Genomic DNA, 22924 nt, shown 5'->3' with positions numbered 1-22924 from the left:
CCGGGGTGACATCCCCGCGCCCCAGGCTAGTCGTCTGCCGGCACCCGCTCTGCGTGCTGCGCCAGCGGCCGCCAGCGACGCAACAGCAGGTAGAGCGTGGGAATCACAAACAGGGTGAAGAAGGTACCGACCAGCAGGCCGCCGACTATCACCAGGCCGATCTGCTGACGGCTTTCCGCCCCCGCGCCGCTGGCGATCGCCAGCGGCAAGGAACCCAGGACCATGGCCCCGGTGGTCATCAGGATCGGCCGCAGGCGCTGCACCGAGGCGTCTATCACCGCGCCGCGCAGCTCATGCCCTTGGCGCAGCAGCACGTTGGCGAACTCGACGATGAGGATGCCGTGCTTGGTGATCAGGCCGATCAGGGTCACCAGGCCGATCTGCGAATAGATATTCAGGGTGCCGCCGAACAGGCTCAGCGCCAGCAAGGCGCCGGCCATCGACAGCGGCACGCTGAACAGGATGATCAGCGGATCGCTGAAACTCTCGAACTGCGCCGCCAGCACCAGGAAGATAAAGGCCAGGGCCAGGGCGAAGATCAGCGCGATGCCGGCGCCGGACTCCTTGAAGTCACGTGAGGTACCGGTGAAGTCGTACTGGGTTTCCGGCGGGAATACCGTGCGCGCGGCGCTTTCCAGGTGGTCCAGGGCTTCGCCCAGGGTGTAGCCGGCACCGACGTTGGCGCTCACCGTCACCGCGCGCAGCTGGTTGAAGTGGTTGAGCTCGCGCGGCGCCACCGTCTCGCGCACCTCGATCAGGTTGGACAGTTGCACCATGCTGTCGTCACGCCCGCGCACGTAGACGCGGTCGAGATCCTGCGGGTTGCTGCGATCGATGCCCTGCAACTGCACCATCACGTCGTACTGCTCGCCGCTCTGCTTGAAGCGGGTCACCTGGCGGCTGCCGAACAGGCTTTCCAGGCTGCGGCCGATGGTCGCCACGTCGCTGCCGACCGCCACAGCCTGTTCGCGGTTGATCGTCACCTTGAGCTGCGGCGCGTTCAACTTGAGGTCGCTGTCCAGGCTTTCCAGGCCGGGATAGTCGCGCAGGCCGTCCAGCAGCTGATCGACGTAGCCCTGCAACTCGGCATATTCCATCGAGGAGCGGATCACGAAGTTGACCGGCTGATTGCGCGCGCTCTGCCCCAGCGGCGGCCGATTGACCGGGAAGGCCCGCACGCCGGCGATCTCCTGGAACTTGGGCAGCAGCTCGTTGCGAATCTCGAACTGGCTGCGCGTGCGATCGCCCCAGTCTTCCAGCTTCATGAAGGAAATACCCTGGGCCACGGTGGGGAAACCGGCGATCACCATGTAGCGGTTGGTCTCCGGGATGCTCGCGTAGGCCGCCTCGATCTGCCGCGCATAGCGCCCGGTGTAGCCGATGGTGGCGCCGTCCGGGCCGTTGAACACGCCGATGATGGTGCTGGTGTCTTCGGTGGGCGCCAGTTCCGCCTTCAAGCCGGCGAACAGCAGCAGGCAGGCCAGCAGGGCCAGGGCCAGCACTCCCAGCACCAGCCACCAGGCGGCCAGGGCGCGGGCCAGCGAGCGCTTGTAGGCATGGGTCAGGGCGCTGAGAAAATCCTCGATCAGGTTGTACAGGCGGTTGTGTCGCTCGCCGGCCCGGTGCGGTTTGAGCAGCACCGCGCACATCATCGGGGTCAGGGTCAGGGCGACGAAACCCGAGACCAGCACGGCCCCGGCCAGGGTCCAGGCGAACTCGGTGAACAGCTTGCCGGTGCTGCCCTGCATGAAACCGATGGGGGTGAACACCGCGGCCAGGGTCAGGGTCATGGCGATCACCGCGAAGGCGATCTCGCGGCTGCCGGTGAGCGCCGCCTGCACCGGGGCCATGCCCTCCTCGATATGCCGATGGATGTTCTCCAGCATGACGATGGCGTCGTCCACCACCAGGCCGATCGCCAGCACCATGGCCAGCAGGGTCAGGGTATTGATGGTGAAGCCCATCAGGCTCATCAGGGCGAAGGCGCCGATCAGCGACACCGGGATGGTCACCAGCGGAATCAGGGTGGCGCGCAGCGAACGGAGGAAGATGAAGATGATCAGGATGACCAGCGCCACCGCTTCCCAGATGGTGATGAAGACGTTGTCGATCGACTCGCGGATAAACAGCGAGCTGTCGTGGGCCACCACCAGGTGCATGTCGTCCGGCAGCAGGGTACGCACCTCCGGCAAGGCCGCGGCCAGACCCTCGGAAATATCCAGGGGGTTGGCCGTGGCCTGCTTGATCACCCCCATGGACACCGCCGGGCGGCCTTTGAAGCGCACGATGCTGCGCTCGTTCTGCGGGCCTATCGCGGCATAGCCGACATCGGCCAGGCGCAGCAGGTAGCCCTGCGAGTCGTCGAGGATCAGCTGATTGAACTGCTCCGGGGTATTCAGATCGCTTTCCGAGAGCACGCTGAATTCGCGCTCCTGCGACTCGATGCGCCCGGCGGGGATCTCCACGTTCTGCCGGCGCAGGGCGTCTTCCACGTCCTGCACGGTGAGGTTGTGCGCGGCGAGCTTTTCCGGGTCGAGCCAGATGCGCATGGCCAGGGTGCGGCCGCCGCGGATCTGCACCTCGGCGACCCCGGGGATGGTCTGCAGGCGGTCCTTGATCACCCGCTCCAGCACATCGGTGATCTCCATGGCGTTGTAGCGCTCGCTGTAGGACGCCAGCCAGATCACCGGCTGGGCATCGGCCTCGACCTTCTGCACGATGGGCTCGTCGATCTCGTCCGGCAGCAGGCCGCGCACCCGGCCCAGGCGGTCGCGCACATCGTTGGCCGCTTCGTCGCTGTTGGTGCCCAGCTTGAACTGGGCGGTGATCTGGGTGTTTTCCGAGCGGCTGATGGAACTGACGAAATCCAGCCCCTCGATGCCCGAGAGCACGTCCTCGATCGGCTGGGCGACCTGGGACTCCATGATTTCCGGGCTGGCTCCGGGGTAACTGACGTTGACCGTGACTATGGGCACGTCGATGTTCGGGTATTCGCGTACGCTCAGGCGCTGATAGGCCATCAGGCCGAGCAGCACCACGATCAGCGACAGCACGGTGGCGAACACCGGTCGGCGGATGCAGATGTCCGACAGCATCATGGCGCTAACCCCACCACCTTGCTGCGCACCGCCATGCCCGCGCGCACCTTCTGCCAGCCGGCGCTGATCAGGGTTTCATCACCGACCAGGCCTTCGCGCACCTCGACCGTACCGGCGCTACGCTTGCCCAGCTTGACCTCGCGCAGCTCGACCTTGCCGTCCACCACCAGGTTGACCAGCAACTGCTCGCCGACCGGCATCACCGCTTCCTCGGGGATCACCAGGGCCTCGGGCCGCTCGGCGAGAATCACCGACACCTTGACGAACTGCCCGGGGTTCAGGCGCCCGTCGGTATTGTCGATATGCGCACGCACCGCCTGGCTGCGCCCGGCTTCATCCAGGCGCGGGTTGATGGCGTAAATCTCGCCCCTGAAGCGCTCGCCCGGATAGGCGTCGAGGCTGATCTCGATGGCCTGCTGCAGGCGAATCTGGCTGACCGCCTTCTGCGGAATGCGGAAGTCGACCTTGAGCGGATCGAGCACCTCCAGGTTGACGATATCCTGGCCCGCCTCCAGATAATCGCCCGGGCTGACATGGCGCAGGCCGAGGACCCCGCTGTGGGGGGCATGGATCCGGGTCTTGTCCAGGCGCGCCTGGGCCAACGCCAGGCTGGCGCGGGCGGCTTGCTGCTGGGCACTGGCCTCATCCAGCGCCTGGGCATTGCTGGCGCCGCGCTTGAACAGCATCTGCGCGCGCCGATGGTTTTTCTCCGCCAGATTGAGATTGGCCCGCGCCTGGGCCAACTCGGCACGGGCGATTGCATCATCCAGGCTGACCAGCAAGGTTCCGCCCGTGACGGCCTGGCCTTCGCGGAAATGCAAGGCGGCCAGGCGTCCTTCGATCTCCGGGCGGATCATCACCGACTCATCGGAGCGCAACGAACCGAAGGTGATCAGCTCGTCGCGCACCAGGGCCTTTTCCACTTGCACGACCTCGACCAAGGGGCCTTCGGCCGCCTGAACCTGGAGCATTAGGCCCGCCAGCACCAGCAAAGCGGCTGAACAACAACGTCTCGGGGCGGACATATACAACCTCTTCTTACTAAAGAGTCGAGTCTAGCCGCCCCACCCCATGAGCCTCGGGCGCACTGTTTTGTGGGAGGGGCTTTAGCCGCGACTCGGAAGGCTCTGGGTTTTCGTGCCTGCCTACTGACGCATGCCGCGCCCGCTGACCAGCAAGCGGATGCACACGCCATAGAGCACGGCGGTGGCTATCAGCATGAAGCCGATGGCGACACCGATGCGAATATCCGACACGCCGAGGATGCCGTAGCGAAAGGCATTGACCATGTGCAGCACCGGGTTGACCAGCGAGGCCGTCTGCCAGAACGGCGGCAGCAGGCTGATCGAGTAGAACACTCCGCCCAGGTAGGTCAGTGGCGTCAGGACGAAGGTCGGGATGATCGAGATGTCGTCGAAGTTGCGCGCGAACACCGCGTTGACGAAGCCGCCCAGGGAGAAGATGGTCGCGGTCAGCAGCACCACCAGCACGGTCACGCCCAGGTGATGCACCTGCAGGTGGGTGAAGAACAGCGACAGCAGGGTGACGATCAGGCCTACCGCCAGCCCGCGCAGCACCCCGCCGATCACATAGCCGATGAGGATGATGTGCGGCGACACCGGCGAGACCATCAGTTCCTCGATCGAGCGCTGGAACTTGCTGCCGAAGAAGCTCGACACCACGTTGCCGTAGGAGTTGGTGATCACCGACATCATGATCAGCCCCGGGACTATGTACTCCATGTAGCTGAAGCCGCCCATGTCGCCGATCTGCCGGCCGATCAGATTGCCGAAGATGACGAAGTACAGAACCATGGTGATCGCTGGCGGCAGCAGGGTCTGCGGCCAGATGCGGGTGAAGCGGCGGATCTCGCGGTAGACGATGGTGCGCAACGCCACCAGGTTGGCGGCGACCTCGGAATTCAGATAAGCCGTGCTCATACCGCCACCTTCGCCAGGTTCTTCTCGACCAGGGAGACGAACAGCTCCTCCAGGCGATTGGTCTTGTTGCGCAGGCTGATCACCTCGATGTTCTGCAGCGCCAACTGACGAAACAGTTCGGTAATGCCCTGACTCTTGTCGATCTGCACTTCCAGGGTGTGATGGTCGAGCAGTTGCGCCGGGTAACCGATTAGCTGCGGCGGCACCAGTAACGACTCTTTCAGGTCGAGCAGAAAGGTTTCCACATGCAGCTTCTTCAGCAGCGCCTTCATGCTGGTGTTCTCGACGATGCGGCCGTGATCGATGATGCCGATGTTGCGGCACAGTTGCTCGGCCTCTTCCAGGTAATGGGTGGTGAGGATGATGGTGATGCCCTGCTGGTTGAGTTCGGTGAGAAAACTCCACATCGAGCGGCGCAACTCGATGTCGACCCCGGCGGTCGGCTCGTCGAGAATCAGCAGGCGCGGCTGGTGGACCAGAGCGCGGGCGATCATCAGCCGCCGCTTCATGCCGCCGGACAGTTCGCGCGAGGGCACATTGCGCTTGTCCCACAGCCCCAACTGGTTGAGGTACTGCTCGGCACGCTCCCTGGCGATGCGTGCGGGTATGCCGTAATAACCGGCCTGGGTCACGACTATGTCGAAGACCTTCTCGAACTGGTTGAAGTTGAACTCCTGGGGCACCACCCCCAGGCAGCGCTTGAGCGCCGAAGGCTGCTGGTCCAGGTCATGGCCGAACACGTTGACCGTGCCGCTGGTCTTGGTCACCAGGGTGGAGAGGATGCCGATGGTGGTGGATTTGCCGGCGCCATTGGGGCCGAGCAAGGCGAAAAAATCGCCTTCGGCGACATCCAGGTCGATGCCATGCAGCGCCTGGAAGCCATTGCCGTAGATTTTGGTCAACTGCCGGATGGACAGAGCAGTACTCATAAAAAATGCACGCACCTGAAAATAAAGAAGAAATCAAAAGATGGGGGCTGCGCCGCCCAGTACAAGAGCAAAGCGCAGCAAGTCTAGCGCCACAGCGCCGCCAATCGCAGGGTAATCGAACGAAATTCTGTGCTGACGGCAAAATTGCCATGCGCTATAGCCAAGCGGCAGGCCATGTCCCTTCGGACTCGACTACGAGTACGGCGCGTTTTGAAAGTCAGTTTGGCGCTGACAAGCGCGCGGCGCAGGGGGTATCGTCCGGGCATGAATAACGCCCCGCAAACCACACTGCTGTTGCCCTACCACGCCCCCTGGGAGTGGCAGCAGTTCCACGACCACTTCGCCCTGCGCGCCCTGGCGGGGGTCGAACGGCTGGGCCGCGAGCACTATTGCCGCAGCTTCCGCCTGGGCACTGTCAGCGGCTGGTTCAGGGTGAGTCCGCAGCCCGGACAGAACGCCCTGGCCCTGAGCTACAGCGCCTCGGCCATCCCCTGCCTGGCCGAACTGCAGCAGCGGGTGCGGCGCATGTTCGACCTGGATGCCGAACCGCAGCGCATCGGCCGACATTTCGCCCAGGATCCCTACCTGGCCACGCTGATCGCGCGCAATCCGGGCCTGCGCCTACCGACGGCCTTCGATCCGTTCGAGCAGGCGGTGCGGGCCATCGTCGGTCAGCAGGTCACGGTAAAAGCCGCGGTGAGCATCAGCGGACGTCTGGTCGCGCGCCTGGGCGAGCCCTTGCCGGCGGCCGACGGCGCCGGCGTCGACCGCCTGTTCCCCAGCGCCGCGGCAATCGCCGGCGCCGACCTGGCGGGCATCGGCATGCCGGGTAAACGCGTGCAGACGCTGCAGCACTTTGCCGGGCTGATCGCCAGCGGCGCCTTGCACCTGGATCTGCGCCATGGCAGCGAAGCTCTGATAGAACGACTCTGCGCCCTGCCCGGCATCGGCCCCTGGACCGCCGAATACATCGCCCTGCGCGCCTTCGGCGCAGCCGATGCCTTTCCCGCCAGCGACCTGGGCCTGCTCAAGGCGCCACTGTGGGGCGCCGACGGCATCGACGCCAGGCAGCTCAAGGCCCGCGCCGAAGCCTGGCGACCCTGGCGCGCCTACGCCGCCGCCCACCTGTGGCACAACTATTCGCAGAGGTGACCAAGCATGTTCTACCGCTACCACCACAGCCCCATCGGCCGCCTGCTGCTGGCCGGCGACGAAACCGGCCTGCAGCAACTGCTGATGGAGCTCGACGACAAACCCTGGCAGATCGCCGAGCACTGGCGAACCGCTGCCGGCGAACTGGATGAGGTGTGCCGGCAACTCGACGACTACTTCGCCGGCCGTCGGCGGCGCTTCGAGCTGCGCCTGGCGCCGCACGGCACGGCCTTTCAACAGGCGGTTTGGCAGGCGTTACAGCGCATCCCCTTCGGCCAGACCAGCAGTTACAGCGCCCTGGCCGCGCAGATCGCCCGTCCCAAGGCGGTGCGCGCGGTCGGCGCGGCCAATGGCGCCAACCCCATCGCGGTGATCATCCCCTGCCACCGGGTGATCGGCCGCGACGGCAGCCTGACCGGTTATGCCGGTGGCCTGGCGCGCAAGGCGCTGCTGTTGCAGCTGGAAGGGGCGCAGTTACCGCAGCAGGCGACGCTGGCGCTTTGAGGCGGGCTGCTAGTGTGCTGTCTCGCAATAATCATTGCTCAAGCAGCTGCGGCTGGCCTGTGTAGGGAGCGCGGGGCCGCCTATGCTGTGCGCACCACTGACAACCCACTGACAACCCACTGACAACCGGGTGCCTGGTGCGCACGGCGCACCCTACGAGCGGGTGTCATCGATTCTCGGACCTATGGCGCCGGAATACGTGCCAGCACCTGGGCCGGCACGCCGAGCGGCAAGGCCAGGATCAGGCCTTCGCCGGAGGCGGGATGGATACCGGTCAAGACGCTGATATTGACCTGATGAGACACCAGTACCATAGGCGCCCCCTGGAGCAAGCCATTGACCTGGGCGAGCAACTCCTCGGTCTGCTGCCAGGCCCGGGCGCGGCTGGCGAAGACGGAGTCCAGCGCCGGCAAGGGTGCGACCGCCCCAAGACCCATTTCCTTCGCCGTATCCCGTGCCCGGCACCAGCGGCTGCTGAACAGCCTGGGCCGCTCGATCCCCTGGCGGCGCAGCAACTCGCCCCAACGCCGTGACTCCTCGCGACCTTGCTCGCTGAGGTTGCGCTGGGTGGTGCAATCGCCAAGCTGGAAGCCCGGCGGATCGCCGATGCCCGGCGCGCTGGCGTGGCGCAACAGCAACAGCGCGCGCCCTTCACGCAGGGCATCCCAGGCCAGGCTATCGCTGGCATAGCCGAAGCCTGGCAGGCTCAGCCAGGCCAGCAAGACCCAGCCGAGCACCTTAGAAACGGACGTTGCCACGCGGCCCCAGCAGCGCCCAGATGATCAGACCGATCACCGGCAGAAACAGGATCAACAACACCCAGAGGACTTTCTTGCCGACCTCGGTGTTGCTTTTGACGATATTGATGATGGCCCAGATACTCAGAACCAGAACAATCAGGCCGGCAAGGCCATTCATTGTCGACCCCATGGGGACACTCCTGTGCGAAGGGTTGCCCCTCTAGGATAGTCATCGCTGCCCGGCATTGCGCTGCCTCTGCTGCATCCTCCGCAAAACAGGCCGTGTATCAATCATCCAGGCGCGGAAAACGGCTGGCGATATCATCGCCGGTGGATTCGCCAACCCAGCCGCCAGCGTTACTGGATAGACGGATCATCACCAAGTGCGGATGCTCGCCCATGTCGAACCAGTGCCGCGTGCCGGCCGGCAGCGCGATCAGGTCACCCTTCTCGCACAACAGGGCGTAGACGTAGTCATCGATATGCAGGCTGAACAGCCCGCTGCCCACCACGAAGAAACGCGCTTCGTCCTCGGCATGCCGCTGCTCGTCGAGCAACCCGGCGCGCAGCTCGGCCTGGTCCGGCTGCTCAGCGCTGACGCCGAGCACATCGACCGCAGCATAGCCACGCTCGCTCATCAGCTGGTCGATCTGCGGGCGGTAGGCGGCAAGCACCTGCTCCTGGCTGGCGCCGGGAGCCAGCGGCGCCACCGCCTGCCAGCGCGCGAAATGCACACCGACGGCAGCCAGGGTGCTGGCGATATCTTCCAGATGGGTCAGCACCTTGTTCGGCAGATCGGCAGAAGACTCGGGGTAGACGCTCAGGCTGCTCATATTCAGAATTCCCGTTGGTGATCCGTAGGCGGAGTAAAGGCACGCGTGCAGCGCAAAGCCAATGACGTCATACACGGCCGGCTCATGGCCGCGGCTCGTGCATGCGCGTGGCGGTAATGGCCGCGACCAGGGCGATCAGGCTGGCGATGGCGAACGTCCAGGCCGGGCCGAGGCTGTTCCAGCTGTAACCGGAATAGAGCGCGCCCAGGGCGCCGCCCACCCCGGTCAGTGCGGCGTACAAGGCCTGGCCCTGGCCCTGCTGGCGGTCGGCGAAACTGCGCTGCACGAAGTGGATGGCCGCGGCGTGAAAACTGCCAAAAGTCGCGGCGTGCAGCAACTGGGCGAACAGCAATACCGGCAGATGATCGGCCAGATTGCCCAGCAGCAACCAGCGCACGGCGGTGATCAGAAAGCTGGCCAACAGCACGCTGCGCAGCGAAAAACGCGCCAGCAGCTGGGCCATGACCATGAACAGCACGATCTCGGCCAGCACCCCGAGGGCCCAGAGCTGGCCGATCAGGCCGCGCGAATAGCCGAGCGCCTCCAGGTGCAGGCTCAGGAAGGTGTAGTACGGGCCGTTGCTCAGCTGCATCAGGCCGACGCTGAGGTAAAACGCCAGGATGCCGGGGCGGCGTAACTGCTGGATGAAGCCACCCTCGCCCACGGCATTGGGACGCATGCGCGGCTGGGCGTTGGGCACCCACCAGCTGCTCAGTACGATGCCGCCCATGATCAGGATCAGCGCCCAGGGATAGGCATCCAGGCTGAGCAGTTCGAACAGCTTGCCCAGGCCGACCACCGCGACTATGAAGCCGATGCTGCCCCACAGGCGAATCTTGCTGTAGCGCGCCGCCTGCTCCTGCAGATGGGCGAAGGTGATGACCTCGAACTGCGGCAGCACCGCATGCCAGAAGAACGCGTGCAGGCCCATGATCAGGGCCAGCCAGGCATAGCTCTGACTGATGAAGATGCCGGCGAAACACAGCAGCGTGCAGATCGCGCCAAAGCGTACGATCGCCAGGCGCTGGCCGCTGTGATCGCCCAGCCAGCCCCAGATATTCGGCGCGATGCAGCGCATCAGCATGGGAATGGCGACCAGTTCGCCGATGCGCGCGGCGGAAAAGCCCAGGTGATCGAAATACAACGCCAGAAACGGCGCCGTGGCGCCGAGTAGCGAGAAATAGAAGAAGTAGAAACCGGACAGACGCCAGTAAGGCAACGCGGAGATCATGGTTTTGCCGTAGCCTGGGTTGAGCATAGCGATACCCAGGGAGCGCATTGTTGGGTATCGCTGCGCTCAACCCAACCTACCCTGCCGGTCACAGCTGTGGCAACACCGGTGTGGTCACCCGCACATCGGCGTTCTGTGCGCGGTGGCGCAGCAGATGATCCATCAGCACAATAGCCATCATCGCCTCGGCGATCGGCGTGGCGCGAATGCCGACGCAGGGGTCGTGACGGCCCTTGGTGATCACCTCCACCGGATTGCCAGCGACGTCGATCGAGCGCCCCGGCGTGGTGATGCTGGAGGTCGGCTTGAGCGCCAGATGGGCGACGATCGGCTGGCCGCTGGAGATGCCGCCGAGGATGCCGCCAGCGTTGTTCGACACGAAGCCCGCCGGGGTCAGTTCGTCGCGATGCTCGGTGCCGCGCTGGGCAACGCTGGCGAAACCGGCGCCGATCTCCACGCCCTTGACCGCGTTGATGCTCATCAGTGCATGGGCCAGTTCGGCGTCCAGACGGTCGAAGATCGGCTCGCCCAGGCCCGGCATCACCCCTTCGGCGACCACGGTGATCTTCGCCCCGACCGAATCCTGGTCGCGGCGCAGTTGGTCCATATAGGCCTCCAACTCTGGCACCTTGTCCGGGTCGGCGCTGAAAAAGGCGTTCTGTTCGACGCTGTCCCAGCTCTTGAACGGAATCTCGATCGGACCGAGCTGGCTCATGTAGCCACGCACCACGATGCCCTGGGTCGCCAGGTACTTCTTGGCGATGGCGCCGGCGGCCACGCGCATGGCGGTCTCGCGGGCCGAGCTGCGGCCACCGCCACGGTAGTCGCGGATGCCGTACTTGTGGTGGTAGCTGTAATCGGCATGGGCCGGGCGGAACACATCCTTGATCGCCGAGTAGTCCTTGGACTTCTGATCGGTATTGCGGATCAGCAGGCCGATGGCGCAGCCGGTGGTCTTGCCCTCGAACACCCCGGCGAGGATTTCCACCACATCGTCTTCCTGGCGCTGGGTGGTGTGGCGGCTGGTGCCCGGCTTGCGCCGGTCGAGGTCGCGCTGCATGTCCTCCAGGGACAGCGCCAGGCCCGGAGGGCAACCATCGACGATGGCGACCAGCGCCGGGCCATGGCTTTCGCCAGCGCTGGTGACGGTGAACAACTTGCCGTAGGTATTGCCGGACATGTGCAGGATACTCCGCGGGAATCAGCAGCGGGCCCGGCGCAGCGCTTGCGCGCGCCGGCCCCTTACGCAATAAAGGTCGCGAGTATACCCGCGGCGAAAGCCCAGTTCACCCTCGAACCTTAGGTCGATGTTGACGTCCAACCCTCGTCCCCCGCCACAGTGCCCATCATGCCGCGAGTTCTGCTGTTGACCCTGACCCTGCTTGCCGGCCTGACCCAGGCCGCGCCCCATTCCATGCTGCAACGACCGATCAGCCTGACCACCGGACAGGGCAGCCTGCATGGCACCTTATTGCGCCCGCAAAGTGAGCGACCGCTGCCTGTCGCCCTGCTGATTGCCGGCTCCGGGCCGACCGACCGCGATGGCAACAACCCAGACGGCGGCCACAACGACAGCCTCAAGCGCCTGGCCCAGGCGCTGGCCAAGCACGGCATCGCCAGTGTGCGCTACGACAAACGCGGGGTCGCCGCCAGCCGTGCGGCCACCCCGGACGAGCGCGATTTGACTGTCGAGCAGTATGTCGCCGACGCTGCCGCCTGGGGCCAGCTGCTCAAGGCCGATAGCGGTTACAGTCGGCTGATCCTGATCGGCCACAGCGAAGGCGCCTTGATCGCCAGCCTGGCCGCGCCCGCCGCAGGTGCCGATGCACTGATCTCGATTGCCGGCAGTTCGCGCCCGATCGATCAGGTGCTGCGCGAACAGCTGCACTATCGCCTGCCGCCGAAACTGCTCGCGCACAGTAATCGCCTGCTCGACTCGCTGCTGTCCGGCCAGCCGAGCGAGGCGGTGCCCGATGAGCTGCAGGTACTGTTTCGCCCCAGCGTGCAGCCCTACCTGATTTCACTGTTGCGCCAGGATCCCAGCGCGGCCTTCGCCCGCTTGCGGATCCCGGCGCTGATCGTCCAGGGTAGCCACGACATCCAGGTCGGCGTCGCCGATGCCGAGGCACTCAAAACCGCCAAGCCGGATGCACAACTGACGATAATCGAGGGCATGAACCATGTCCTGCGCATAGTCGCGCCGGACTTCAGGGCGCAACTGGCGTCCTACGACAACCCGCGCCTGCCCCTGGCGCGTCTGCTAACCGAGCGAATAGTCAGCTTTATTGCGCACACTGGCACAGCGCCAGCCTCCAGCACCGCGCAAGTCGGCCGATAAAGGCTTGGCCAGCGCGATACTTTGCCCTGGTATCGCGCACAGGACTGCCTTTATGACCGACGCCAACGCCCCACAATCTGCGCCTGACGCCACTGCGCAAGCTGCGCTCGAGAAAACCCATCCCTGGGCGGATCTCGCGCCCGAGCACTTTCGCCTGCTGCGCCTGGCGCCCCTGCCGGTCGACCGCCACACCGGCGCGCGACCCTTGCGCTTCGTGCAACTGGGCCGGGTCGAGCGGCACGCCAAGGGCCAGAGCCTGCTGCGCCTGAGCCTGCATCTGCCCGGCGTGCGCCTGCGCAAGGAGCTGAACCTGCTGGAGGTGTGGATCGACCACCGCAGCAAGGAGATGCGCCTCGGCCCGGAAAAGGGCTTGCTGGTAGAGCCGGCCAATCGCGGCCTGGGACGTTTCCTGCTGGCCCAGGGCATCGCCTGGGCCCAGCAACACTGCGCCCACTATCTGGTGGAAGGCGCGGCCCTGCCAGCCAAGGACGCTCTGAGCGATGACGCCCGCCTGCGCCGCGACCACTGCCTGCAAGCCCAAGGCTTCGACATCGAATACCTCGACCCCCTGCAACTCAAAGCTCGCTACAGCGCCGCCCGGGTCAGCGTGCTGCACAGCGATTGGCACAACGACAAGGTGCAGATCGTCGACCTGCTCGAAGCCGCGGCCATGCTGCAGCAAGCCGACCAGAACCTGCGTGAGCAGGACGTCAAGCTGCGCAAGCTGGAATCGCGCCTCGAACTGTTCCGCCGCGAAGACAGCAGCCTGCGCTTCACCATCGCCTGCCTGGTGGCGTTTTGCATGTTCCAGGCGGGCCTGCTGATCTGGATGGCCACGCGCTAGGCAGCAATTACCCCTGTAGGATGCGCTCAACGCCATCCGACAAAAGCTCCGATCGCGCTGCGCCCGCCCCGTTACCTGGCCAGGCCCCGGGGTGTCACTCGCCGGAGGCAGTGCACCATGGTTAATCGGCGCGGCACAAAGCCGGCGGGTTGTCGTTGCGCGGCGCACGGATCGCCGTCCGGGCAGCCCGTGCAGCCGACAAAAAGCCCGCAATCAATGCGGGCCATGGACTCCAAGGATGAGTCAGAGGGTCACGAGCATTCGCTCTCAGCTACCGCGATAGGTGGAGTAGCTGTAGGGGGAAATCAGCAGGGGCACGTGGTAGTGATCCTGGCCGGCATCGATGCCGAAGCGCAGCACCACCACATCGAGAAATGCCGGGTCGGGCAATTGCACGCCGCGGGCCCGGTAATAGTCGCCCGCATGGAAGTGCAACTGATAGACACCGCTGAGGTAATCGTCGCCCTGCAGAATGGGCGCATCGCAGCGGCCGTCATCATTGGTCACCGTGCGGCTGAGCAGCTGCAACTGCGCGCCTTCGACCCGATACAACTCGACAGTGATGGCGCTGCCGGGGCAGCCGTGCGCGGCATCCAGAACATGTGTGGTCAATCGTCCCATAGCTAGTCAGGCATCCACACCGGCCAATTTGCCGCGCAGATACCGCACCTCCTCTACTGTTAGTGAAATCGGCAGATGACTCAGGCTCCAGCAGCTCCGAGTTGCGCGGAGCATAGCATGCCGCCGAACAATTCAAGACACTTTTTTAATTTATTGTACACAATACGTTTTTTACAATTAACCCAACAAAGACCACCAACCCGGTCCATCCATGACGGCTAACCCCATGGTTCAAGACATGCGCCTAGCGCACGGTCCGGGCACCGGCACAGATTTAGTGGCGATAATCGATTTAGCAAAAAAGCTGCTTTTCTTATTTACAAAGCGACATTCGTTTTGTATACAATTACCCCATCACGGTCGCGCCCCTCGTCACTTGGGCTACGCAATGACCGCAACACGCCAAGAAGGAAGACTGCAGTGAGCGCTGACTACCCACGCGACCTGATCGGTTACGCCAACAACCCGCCACACCCACACTGGCCGGGCGACGCCCGTATCGCCCTGTCGTTCGTGCTCAATTACGAGGAAGGCGGCGAGCGCAACATTCTGCATGGTGACCCGGAATCCGAGGCCTTCCTCTCCGAGATGGTCTCCGCCCAGCCGCTGCAGGGCGAGCGCAACCTGTGCATGGAATCGCTCTACGAATACGGCAGCCGCGCCGGGGTCTGGCGCCTGCTCAAGCTGTTCGACAAGTATGCGATCCCTTTGACCGTATTCGCCGTGGCCATGGCCGCCCAGCGTCATCCCGATGTAATCAAAACGATGGCCGCCGCCGGCCATGAGATCTGCAGCCACGGCTACCGCTGGATCGACTACCAGTACATGGACGAGGCCGAGGAGCGCGAGCATATGCTCGAAGCCATCCGCATCCTCACCGACCTCACCGGTTCACGCCCGCTGGGCTGGTACACCGGCCGCACCGGGCCGAACACCCGGCGCCTGGTCATGGAGGAAGGCGGCTTCCTCTACGACTCGGACACCTACGACGACGACCTGCCCTACTGGGACCCGGCCAGCACCGCGGCCAAGCCCCATCTGGTGATCCCCTACACCCTGGACACCAACGACATGCGTTTCACCCAGGTGCAGGGCTTCAATACCGGCGACGACTTCTACCAATACCTGAAGGACGCCTTCGATGTGCTCTACGCCGAGGGTGTTGCCGGCGCACCGAAGATGCTCTCGATCGGCATGCACTGCCGCCTGCTCGGCCGCCCGGCGCGCATCGCCGCCCTGGCGCGCTTTATCGAGTACGTCAAAGGCCATGAAAAAGTCTGGTGCGCCCGCCGCGTCGATATCGCCCGCCACTGGCACGCCACTCACCCTTTCAGCGAGAACAGCAAATGAGCCGCTTTCAGACCCTGACCCCATCGCGCCTGAGCCGCGAGGATTTCGTCAAAGTCTTAGCCGATATCTACGAGCACTCGCCCTGGGTGGCAGAGAAAGCCTTCGATCTTGGCCTGGACGATAGCGTCGACGAGGTCGACGGCCTGCACCAGCGCATGGCCGACATTCTGCTCAGCGCCAACCATGAGGCCCAACTGGCGCTGATCAACGCCCACCCGGACCTGGCCGGCAAAGCCGCCATTCGCGGCGAGCTGACCGCCTCCAGTACCGCCGAGCAGGCCGGCGCCGGCATCAGCGAATGCAGCGCCGAAGAATTCGCCCGTTTCACCGAACTCAACGACGCCTACAAGGCCAGGTTCGGCTTTCCTTTCATCATGGCGGTGAAAGGCAGCAACCGGCAGCAGATCCTCGCGGCCTTCGAAACACGCATCCATAACGCCCCGGAGCAGGAATTCGCCTGCGCCCTGGCCGAGATCAACAAGATCGCACTGTTCCGTTTGCAAGCCCTGTAACGCCCTCACTGTTAAGGCAGACACGATATGAAAGCTTACGCCGTACCCTTCGAGAAATACCTCAATCTGGCCGACGCCCGCCTGGGCACCAAGGCCATCTCGGTCACCGACGACTGGTTCGCCGACGTCAACCGTCTGTTCCAGCCGACCCCGGCGGTATGGAAGGAAGGCGTGTTCGACGACAACGGCAAGTGGATGGACGGCTGGGAATCGCGCCGCAAGCGCTTCGAAGGTTACGACAGCGCGGTGATCCGCCTGGGCGTGGCCGGCTCGATCAAGGGCGTGGATATCGATACCAGCTTCTTCACTGGCAACTTCCCGCCGTCGGCATCCCTGGAAGGCTGTTTCGTCGCCGAAGGCGATCCGACTGACGCCACCGAGTGGAGCGAAGTGCTGGGCGCGGTCGAGTTGCAGGGCGACAGCCACCACTACCACGAAATCGCCAACAGCCAGGCCTTCACCCACCTGCGCTTCAACATCTACCCGGACGGCGGCGTCGCTCGCCTGCGCGTGTACGGCATTCCGTTCCGCGACTGGAGCACTGTCGGCGACAATGAACAGCTCGACCTGGCTGCCGCGCTGAATGGCGGTCGCGCCCTGGCCTGCTCCGACGAACACTTCGGCCGCATGAGCAACATCCTCAACCCGGGCCGTGGCGTCAATATGGGCGACGGCTGGGAAACCGCGCGTCGCCGCACCCCGGGCAACGACTGGGTGATTGTCGCCCTCGGCCATCCGGGCGAGATCGAGCGCATCGTCGTCGACACCTTGCACTTCAAGGGCAACTACCCGGACAGTTGCTCGATCCAGGGCGCCTTCGTCAAGGGCGGCACCGACAGCCAGATCGAAACCCAGAGCCTGTTCTGGCGCGAACTGCTGCCGAGCCAGAAGCTGTCGATGCATGCCGAGCACGAGTTCGCCGAGCAGATCAACCAGTTGGGGCCGATCACCCATGTACGGATCAACGTATTCCCGGATGGCGGTATCAGCCGGCTGCGTCTGTTCGGAAAAATCAAATAGCCGTAGGAGGGGCTTTAGCCGCGAGCCTTTTAAGCCTGTCGCGGCTAAAGCGGAATGCCGCCCAGCCCCTCCCACGCAAACGCACAAGCAACCGAACTCAAAGAAAAGTAGACCAACATGCGCAAATTGATCATCGAGCCCCTGAGCAAAGAAGCCTTCGCCCCCTTCGGCGACGTTATCGAAACCGAGGGCAGCGAGTTCTTCATGATCAATAACGGCTCCACCCGCCGCTATCACAAACTGGCCACGGTCGAGACCGCGCAGCCGGAGGATACGGCGATCATCAGCATCTTCAGCGCCGAAGCGCTGCAAATGCCGTTGACCGTGCGCATGCTGGAGCGCCATCCGCTGGGCAGCCAGGCATTCATGCCGCTGCTCGGCCACCCCTTTCTGATCCTGGTCGCGCCGCTTGGCGATGCACCTCGGTCGGAGTTGGTCCGCGCCTTCCGCAGCAACGGCAGGCAGGGCATTAATTACCATCGCGGCGTCTGGCACCACCCGGTGCTGACGATCGAAAAGCGGGATGACTTCCTGGTGGTTGATCGCAGTGGTTCAGGCAACAACTGCGATGAGCATTTCTTTACCGAGGCAGAGCAACTGCTCCTCGACCCCCACCAATAAGAGAAGCCTGGCGCCGGCTTGCCGGTACCGGGAAAGAGGTACTGATTGTGGAAGCACATTTGACTGAGTGGCTGAACCTGGGCATCCGCTGGATCCATATGATCACCGGCATCGCCTGGATCGGCGCATCCTTTTATTTCGTCTGGCTGGAAAACAACCTCAACCGGGTCAACCCACGCGACGGCCTGGCCGGCGATCTATGGGCGATCCATGGTGGCGGCATCTACCACCTGGAGAAGTACAAACTGGCCCCGCCAAAAATGCCGGACAACCTGCATTGGTTCAAATGGGAGGCCTACTTCACCTGGCTGTCGGGTATTGCCCTGATGCTGGTGGTCTACTACCTCAACCCGAGCCTGTACCTGGTCAAGCCTGGTGTCGACCTGGCGCCGGAACTGGCCATTGTCATCGGCTTCGGCTCGATGATTGCGGGTTATGTGGCCTATCACTTGCTCTGTGATTCGCCCCTGGGCAAGCGCCCGGCGCTGCTCGGCGCGGTGCTGTTCGTGCTGTTGATCGCCGCGGCCTTTGGCTTCAGCCTGATCTTCAGCGGCCGCGCCGCCTATATCCATGTCGGCGCCATCATCGGCACCATCATGGTCGGCAACGTGTTCTTCACCATCATGCCGGCCCAACGCGCGCTGGTTAAGGCGATCGAAGAAAACACCACGCCCGATCCGACCCTGCCGGCCAAAGGCCTGCTGCGTTCGCGGCACAACAACTACTTCACCCTGCCGGTGCTGTTCATCATGATCAGCAACCACTTCCCGAGCACCTACGGCAGCCAGTACAACTGGCTGATCCTGGCCGGTATTGCGGTGCTGGCGGTATTGGTGCGCCACTACTTCAACACCCGCCACGACAGCAACAGGTTCGCCTGGACCCTGCCGGTCGCCGCCCTGGGCATGATCTGCCTGGCCTACGTCACCGCCCCGCTGCGCTCGACGCCTGAAGCCGCCCCGGTTGCCGCCAGCGCAAGCCAACCCGCCGCCGTCGTCGCCAAGGTAGAAGAAGTGCTCGCCCCCTCGCCTGGAGCTACCCCACGCGAGGCAGGCGCGAACTTTACCGAGGTCAACAAGGTGATCCAGGAACGCTGCAGCGTGTGTCACTCGGCCCAACCGAGCAGTCCGATGTTCAGCGCCGCTCCACTGGGCTTCGTGCTCGACACCCCGCAACAGATCCAGGCACAGGCAGCGAAGATCCATGCCCAGTCCGTCGCGTCGCAGGTCATGCCGCTGGGCAACATCACCCAGATGACCCAGGCAGAACGCGACCTGATCGGCACCTGGATCGCCCAGGGCGCGCAGCTCAACTAGTCCTGCACCTGAGCGGTTCCAGTCCGCCCCGACACCGGCCTGCACCACACCGCAGGCCATCGCAGGCAATGCCGTTCACTTGGGCAAAGTGAGCGGCATTTTTTCTTGTGGCCTCGCCCCATGCATGCAGCCGGCAACCTGGACTGCGCCTTGCTTGTAGCCCCAATAAGCCCCAGCGCAATCCCCCCCCCCCCCCAACTGGCATGCTGTCTTCGCGCCGCACGCTTTGCTGACCCTGGCGAGAAAATGCTGTCGGCTTTAACGGCATGCCTTCATTTTAAGGGCCTTGGATTGCGGCCACCGCTATATGCCACGCAAGGCTTGTGCTGGACAATCCGTGTCGACGCCCCGTTACAATGCGCAGGTTTTTTGCCTCCGCCGATAAGGACAGCCCATGATCGAAGCCACCTGGATCGCCTTCGCCTTCGTCATGGGCCTGGTCGTACGCGGCATAGGCCTGCCGCCACTGATCGGCTACCTGGCTGCCGGCTTCGCCCTGGCCACGTTCGGCGAGCACTTCGGTGTGGGGCCGCGCGACAGTGCCGCGCTGGAACATATCGCCCACCTCGGCGTGCTCCTGCTGCTGTTCACCGTCGGTCTCAAGCTCAAGCCGAGCAACCTGGTCAGGCGCGAGGTGATTGGCGGCGGCCTGCTGCACTTCGCCATTTCCAGCCTGATCTTCCTGCCGGCCATCCTGCTGTTCCTCGAGTTGCCCTGGCAGGAGGGACTGCTGCTGGCCATCGCCCTGTCCTTTTCCAGTACCGTGCTGGCGGCCAAGGTGCTGGAGGGCAAACGCGAACTGCGCGCCTTTCACGGCCGGGTGGCGATCGGCGTGCTGATCATCCAGGACCTGCTCGCCCTGCTGGTGATGAGCCTGGCCAACGGCGATGCCCCTTCGCCCTGGGCCTTGCTGGTATTCGCCCTGCCCCTGCTGCGGCCACTGCTGTTCCGCCTGCTGGATGCCAGCGGCCACGAGGAACTGATGGTGCTGTTGGGCCTGCTGCTGGCCCTGGTCGTCGGCGGCTATGGCTTCGAATCGCTGGGCCTGAGCTCCGAACTCGGCGCCCTGGCCTTCGGCGCCCTGCTGGCCAAGCACAAGCGCGCAGTCGAACTGTCCAACTCGCTATGGAGCATCAAGGAAGTCTTCCTGGTCGGCTTCTTTCTGCAGATCGGTATCGGCGGCCTGCCGGACGCCGATGCCATGGTTTTCGCCCTGGTCATGTCGTTGCTGCTGCCGCTCAAGGGCCTGCTGTTCTTCGGCCTGTTCCTGATGTTCCGCCTGCGCGCACGCAGCGCCTTTCTCAGCAGCGTCAGCCTAACCAACTACAGCGAGTTCGGCCTGATCGTGGCCAGCGTGGTGCTGCCGCAATGGCTCATCCCGCTGGCCATCAGCGTGGCCCTGTCCTTCGTCATTTCCGCGCAACTGAACCGCTTCGCTCACCCGCTCTACGAGCATCTGGCCAAGCGCCTGATCCCGCTGGAGCGCGATATCCGCCACCCCGACGAACAGCCGGTCTCCCTCGGCGACGCGCAGGTCCTGATCATCGGCATGGGCCGCACCGGCCGTGCCGCCTACGACTATCTGAAGGACAAGGGCTTCAAGCTGTACAGCCTCGACTCCGATCCGGGCATGATCGAACTCAGCAGCCTGGCCGGGCGCCGGATTCAGTTCGGCGACGGCGAAGACCAGATGTTCTGGCAGAGCCTGGAAATGCCGGCCGTCGAGGCCGTGATCCTGGCCATGAACGACGCCGAAGCCAAGATCATCTCCACCCACAAGCTGCGCGAGCGCGGCTTCAAGGGGCTGATCGTCTCCCACGCGATGTACGAAGACCTCGCCCAGCGCATCCAGGAGGCCGGCGCCGACCACACCTACCTGACCATGAGCGAGGCCGGCAGCGGTCTGGCCGAACACGTCGCCCGTGGCTTGCAAGCGCGCCACTGAGAGGCGACCGCCACCCTGCGATCTCGAGCAATCCTCGAGCCCTACTGTTTCGCAATAATCATTGCTCAAGCGGCTGCGGCTGACCTGTGCAGGGTGCGCGGGGTCATCGAAACAACAATTCCAAGGCAGCACGTCAGGCGGCATGTGGACTCCTCCACAGCTGCCGACAGCCATGCCTTCTGCTGTGCGCAGCAACAACTTTTGTACACAATCATCAAGTAATTTGTTTCTAACTCTGTGGACAAATTGTTATAGTCGACTCTACCTGACCGACCGGACAACTTCCTGGTGGTCGGATAGAGGCCCCGTGAAGCCTCGTGCAAGCCCATGACCGCATAAAAACAACTGGCAGGCTCTGACATGACCACGACTCGCACCACGCACGCCCCAGCTCCGCCTGCGGGCAACAGCGACCTGATCTACCAGCTTGACGACACCCCGGCGTTCGCTCCCGCCATCTTCGCCGCCTTGCAACACGTGCTGGCCGCCTTCGTCGGCATCATCACGCCGACGCTGATCATCGGCAGCGTGCTTGGTCTGGGCGCCCACGTGCCCTATCTGGTGAGCATGGCGCTGTTCGTCTCCGGCCTTGGCACCTTCGTCCAGGCCAAGCGCGTCGGTCCGATCGGCTCGGGACTGCTGTGCCTGCAGGGCACCAGCTTCGGCTTCCTCAGCGTGGTTCTCAGCGCCGGGTTCATCGTCAAAGGCCGTGGCGGCAGCGAGGAAGAGATCCTCTCCACCCTGTTCGGCATCTGCTTCTGCGCCGCCTTCGTCGAGATCGCCTTCAGCCAGTTCATCAACAAGCTGCGCAAGGTGATCACCCCGGTAGTGACCGGCACCATTATCTGTCTGATGGGCCTGTCGCTGATCAAGGTGGGCATGACCGACCTGGCCGGCGGCTATGGCGCGCCGGATCTCGGCGCCCTGCATCACCTGGCCCTCGGCGGCCTGGTCCTGAGTACCATCGTCATCCTCAACCGCGTGTCCTCGCAGGTGTTGCGCCTGTCGGCGGTGATCATCGGCCTGACTCTGGGCTTCAGCGTGGCCTGGCTCACCGGTCAGGTGAGCTTCGCCAGCATGGCCGAGGTTCCGCTGATCAGCGTACCGCAGCCGTTCAAGTATGGTTTCAGCTTCGACTTCATCGCCTTCGTGCCGATTGCCGTGATCTTCCTGATCACTCCGCTGGAGACCGCCGGCGACCTGACCGCCAACTCCATCATCTCCAAGCAGCCGGTCAAGGGCCCGCTGTACATGCGCCGGATCAAGTCCGGGGTGCTGGCCGACGGCTGCAACTCGGCGGTCGCGGCCATGTTCAACAGCCTGCCGATGACCACCTTCAGCCAGAACAACGGCGTGATCCAGCTCACCGGTGTAGCCAGCCGCCACGTCGCCTTCTACATCGCCGGCATCCTCGTCCTGCTCGGCCTGTTCCCGGCGGTGGGCGCCGTGCTGCAACTGATGCCCAAACCGGTACTGGGCGGCGCCACCCTGATCATGTTCGGCACAGTCGCCGTAGCCGGCATCAAGATCCTCAGTGAGGCCGGCATGCATCGGCGCAACGTGCTGATCGTGGCCATTTCCCTGGGCCTGGGCCTGGGTGTAGCCGGAGTACCGGAGGTGCTCTCGCAGATGCCGGACGTGCTGAAGAACATCTTCGGCTCACCCATCACCATCGGCGCCTTCAGCGCCATCCTGCTGAACTTCTTCCTGCCGGACGAGACCCATGAGGTGGCAGAGGATGACTACGACCCCGAGGCGCACATGCACACCGTAGTGCATGGCGCATCTGACGAGGACGACGAGAACCTTGCACCTACCCCCCTGAGCAGCGACCTCACGCCGAGCCCGCACCTCAACTAAGCATTCGACCAACATACTCCCGGCGGCACACGCCGGGAGCCCAGACGTGCACCTCCTAAAAATAAGGGAA

21 protein-coding genes are annotated in these 22924 nt (G+C 64.1%); 11 read left to right on the top strand and 10 right to left on the bottom strand.

What is annotated here, in order from left to right; translation table 11 throughout:
- Positions 1 to 26: 26 nt before the first annotated feature.
- From BM315_RS07110 to BM315_RS07095, 4 genes are all read right to left on the bottom strand, one after another.
- The gene (locus BM315_RS07110) at positions 27 to 3098 is read right to left on the bottom strand and encodes an efflux RND transporter permease subunit (protein ID WP_090499268.1); all 3072 of its coding nucleotides are present in this window, start codon (positions 3096 to 3098) and stop codon (positions 27 to 29) included.
- Positions 3095 to 4069 carry an efflux RND transporter periplasmic adaptor subunit gene (locus BM315_RS07105; protein WP_090499266.1) on the bottom strand — a complete coding sequence of 325 codons (975 nt, stop codon included), beginning with the start codon at positions 4067 to 4069 and terminating at the stop codon, positions 3095 to 3097. Before BM315_RS07105 ends, BM315_RS07110 begins: the two co-directional genes overlap by 4 nt.
- 174 nt (positions 4070 to 4243) lie before the next feature.
- On the bottom strand, positions 4244 to 5023 hold the full coding sequence (locus tag BM315_RS07100; protein ID WP_090499440.1) for an ABC transporter permease: 780 nt from the start codon (positions 5021 to 5023) through the stop codon (positions 4244 to 4246).
- 11 nt (positions 5024 to 5034) lie between these two features.
- The gene (locus BM315_RS07095) at positions 5035 to 5967 is read right to left on the bottom strand and encodes an ABC transporter ATP-binding protein (RefSeq protein ID WP_090499264.1); all 933 of its coding nucleotides are present in this window, start codon (positions 5965 to 5967) and stop codon (positions 5035 to 5037) included.
- Positions 5968 to 6231: 264 nt separating this feature from the next.
- Here BM315_RS07095 and BM315_RS07090 point away from each other — a divergent pair, with 264 nt between their 5' ends.
- Both BM315_RS07090 and BM315_RS07085 read left to right on the top strand, forming a co-directional pair.
- Complete coding sequence (locus BM315_RS07090) at positions 6232 to 7119, top strand: DNA-3-methyladenine glycosylase family protein (protein ID WP_090499262.1); 888 nt, start codon at positions 6232 to 6234, stop codon at positions 7117 to 7119.
- Between the two features lie 6 nt (positions 7120 to 7125).
- Positions 7126 to 7623 carry a methylated-DNA--[protein]-cysteine S-methyltransferase gene (locus BM315_RS07085; RefSeq protein WP_090499260.1) on the top strand — a complete coding sequence of 166 codons (498 nt, stop codon included), beginning with the start codon at positions 7126 to 7128 and terminating at the stop codon, positions 7621 to 7623.
- A 182-nt stretch (positions 7624 to 7805) separates the two neighbouring features.
- Here BM315_RS07085 and BM315_RS07080 read toward each other — a convergent pair whose 3' ends face one another.
- The 5 genes from BM315_RS07080 to aroC form a co-directional block, all read right to left on the bottom strand.
- Complete coding sequence (locus tag BM315_RS07080) at positions 7806 to 8360, bottom strand: histidine phosphatase family protein (protein WP_090499258.1); 555 nt, start codon at positions 8358 to 8360, stop codon at positions 7806 to 7808.
- 1 nt (position 8361) lies between these two features.
- Positions 8362 to 8553 carry a PLDc N-terminal domain-containing protein gene (locus BM315_RS07075; RefSeq protein ID WP_090499256.1) on the bottom strand — a complete coding sequence of 64 codons (192 nt, stop codon included), beginning with the start codon at positions 8551 to 8553 and terminating at the stop codon, positions 8362 to 8364.
- A 97-nt stretch (positions 8554 to 8650) separates the two neighbouring features.
- Positions 8651 to 9196, bottom strand: coding sequence for a 1,2-dihydroxy-3-keto-5-methylthiopentene dioxygenase (locus BM315_RS07070; RefSeq protein WP_090499254.1), 546 nt, complete (start codon positions 9194 to 9196; stop codon positions 8651 to 8653).
- 82 nt (positions 9197 to 9278) lie between these two features.
- A complete protein-coding gene (locus tag BM315_RS07065; protein WP_090499438.1) occupies positions 9279 to 10427 on the bottom strand; it encodes an MFS transporter in 1149 nt (382 codons plus the stop codon).
- A gap of 88 nt (positions 10428 to 10515) precedes the next feature.
- Positions 10516 to 11607 (bottom strand): chorismate synthase, encoded by a 1092-nt coding sequence (gene aroC, locus BM315_RS07060; RefSeq protein WP_090499251.1) that lies wholly within the window; start codon positions 11605 to 11607, stop codon positions 10516 to 10518.
- Positions 11608 to 11775: 168 nt separating this feature from the next.
- On the opposite strand from aroC, the gene BM315_RS07055 reads away from it, so the two are divergent.
- Together BM315_RS07055 and BM315_RS07050 are read left to right on the top strand one after the other, a co-directional pair.
- Positions 11776 to 12765, top strand: a complete 990-nt coding sequence (locus tag BM315_RS07055; protein WP_090499249.1) for an alpha/beta hydrolase — start codon at positions 11776 to 11778, stop codon at positions 12763 to 12765.
- 52 nt (positions 12766 to 12817) lie between these two features.
- A complete protein-coding gene (locus BM315_RS07050) occupies positions 12818 to 13609 on the top strand; it encodes a hypothetical protein (RefSeq protein WP_090499247.1) in 792 nt (263 codons plus the stop codon).
- A 267-nt stretch (positions 13610 to 13876) separates the two neighbouring features.
- Here BM315_RS07050 and uraH read toward each other — a convergent pair whose 3' ends face one another.
- Positions 13877 to 14230, bottom strand: a complete 354-nt coding sequence (gene uraH, locus BM315_RS07045; protein WP_090499245.1) for a hydroxyisourate hydrolase — start codon at positions 14228 to 14230, stop codon at positions 13877 to 13879.
- A 420-nt stretch (positions 14231 to 14650) separates the two neighbouring features.
- On the opposite strand from uraH, the gene puuE reads away from it, so the two are divergent.
- From puuE to BM315_RS07010, 7 genes are all read left to right on the top strand, one after another.
- Positions 14651 to 15580 (top strand): allantoinase PuuE, encoded by a 930-nt coding sequence (gene puuE / locus BM315_RS07040; RefSeq protein ID WP_090499243.1) that lies wholly within the window; start codon positions 14651 to 14653, stop codon positions 15578 to 15580.
- Positions 15577 to 16092, top strand: a complete 516-nt coding sequence (uraD, locus tag BM315_RS07035; RefSeq protein WP_090499241.1) for a 2-oxo-4-hydroxy-4-carboxy-5-ureidoimidazoline decarboxylase — start codon at positions 15577 to 15579, stop codon at positions 16090 to 16092. The genes puuE and uraD overlap by 4 nt, the downstream gene beginning before the upstream one ends.
- Before the next feature lie 27 nt (positions 16093 to 16119).
- A complete protein-coding gene (alc, locus tag BM315_RS07030; RefSeq protein WP_090499239.1) occupies positions 16120 to 17112 on the top strand; it encodes an allantoicase in 993 nt (330 codons plus the stop codon).
- 117 nt (positions 17113 to 17229) lie between these two features.
- The gene (locus tag BM315_RS07025; RefSeq protein WP_090499236.1) at positions 17230 to 17733 is read left to right on the top strand and encodes an ureidoglycolate lyase; all 504 of its coding nucleotides are present in this window, start codon (positions 17230 to 17232) and stop codon (positions 17731 to 17733) included.
- A gap of 47 nt (positions 17734 to 17780) precedes the next feature.
- Positions 17781 to 19049 (top strand): urate hydroxylase PuuD, encoded by a 1269-nt coding sequence (locus BM315_RS07020; RefSeq protein WP_090499234.1) that lies wholly within the window; start codon positions 17781 to 17783, stop codon positions 19047 to 19049.
- Between the two features lie 394 nt (positions 19050 to 19443).
- Positions 19444 to 20994, top strand: coding sequence for a cation:proton antiporter domain-containing protein (locus BM315_RS07015; protein ID WP_090499232.1), 1551 nt, complete (start codon positions 19444 to 19446; stop codon positions 20992 to 20994).
- A gap of 360 nt (positions 20995 to 21354) precedes the next feature.
- Entirely contained in the window at positions 21355 to 22854 is a 1500-nt protein-coding gene (locus BM315_RS07010) for a nucleobase:cation symporter-2 family protein (protein ID WP_090499230.1), read from the top strand.
- The last annotated feature ends 70 nt before the right edge of the window (positions 22855 to 22924 follow it).

Source organism: Pseudomonas borbori (assembly GCF_900115555.1).
GTDB lineage: Bacteria > Pseudomonadota > Gammaproteobacteria > Pseudomonadales > Pseudomonadaceae > Aquipseudomonas > Aquipseudomonas borbori.
Note: the sequence above shows the minus strand (reverse complement) of the source record. Positions and strands in the feature narration are given on the sequence as shown.

Bases quoted from the DNA above. Each gene is read 5' to 3' on its own strand.
- BM315_RS07025 (WP_090499236.1), top strand. From the start codon at position 17,230: ATGCGCAAATTGATCATCGAGCCCCTGAGCAAAGAAGCCTTCGCCCCC.
- uraD (WP_090499241.1), top strand. From the start codon at position 15,577: ATGAGCCGCTTTCAGACCCTGACCCCATCGCGCCTGAGCCGCGAGGAT.
- BM315_RS07085 (WP_090499260.1), top strand. From the start codon at position 7,126: ATGTTCTACCGCTACCACCACAGCCCCATCGGCCGCCTGCTGCTGGCC.
- BM315_RS07070 (WP_090499254.1), bottom strand. From the start codon at position 9,196: ATGAGCAGCCTGAGCGTCTACCCCGAGTCTTCTGCCGATCTGCCGAAC.
- BM315_RS07065 (WP_090499438.1), bottom strand. From the start codon at position 10,427: ATGATCTCCGCGTTGCCTTACTGGCGTCTGTCCGGTTTCTACTTCTTC.
- alc (WP_090499239.1), top strand. From the start codon at position 16,120: ATGAAAGCTTACGCCGTACCCTTCGAGAAATACCTCAATCTGGCCGAC.
- BM315_RS07090 (WP_090499262.1), top strand. From the start codon at position 6,232: ATGAATAACGCCCCGCAAACCACACTGCTGTTGCCCTACCACGCCCCC.
- BM315_RS07010 (WP_090499230.1), top strand. From the start codon at position 21,355: ATGACCACGACTCGCACCACGCACGCCCCAGCTCCGCCTGCGGGCAAC.
- BM315_RS07095 (WP_090499264.1), bottom strand. From the start codon at position 5,967: ATGAGTACTGCTCTGTCCATCCGGCAGTTGACCAAAATCTACGGCAAT.
- BM315_RS07055 (WP_090499249.1), top strand. From the start codon at position 11,776: ATGCCGCGAGTTCTGCTGTTGACCCTGACCCTGCTTGCCGGCCTGACC.
- uraH (WP_090499245.1), bottom strand. From the start codon at position 14,230: ATGGGACGATTGACCACACATGTTCTGGATGCCGCGCACGGCTGCCCC.
- BM315_RS07105 (WP_090499266.1), bottom strand. From the start codon at position 4,069: ATGCTCCAGGTTCAGGCGGCCGAAGGCCCCTTGGTCGAGGTCGTGCAA.
- aroC (WP_090499251.1), bottom strand. From the start codon at position 11,607: ATGTCCGGCAATACCTACGGCAAGTTGTTCACCGTCACCAGCGCTGGC.
- BM315_RS07015 (WP_090499232.1), top strand. From the start codon at position 19,444: ATGATCGAAGCCACCTGGATCGCCTTCGCCTTCGTCATGGGCCTGGTC.
- BM315_RS07110 (WP_090499268.1), bottom strand. From the start codon at position 3,098: ATGATGCTGTCGGACATCTGCATCCGCCGACCGGTGTTCGCCACCGTG.
- BM315_RS07050 (WP_090499247.1), top strand. From the start codon at position 12,818: ATGACCGACGCCAACGCCCCACAATCTGCGCCTGACGCCACTGCGCAA.
- BM315_RS07075 (WP_090499256.1), bottom strand. From the start codon at position 8,553: ATGGGGTCGACAATGAATGGCCTTGCCGGCCTGATTGTTCTGGTTCTG.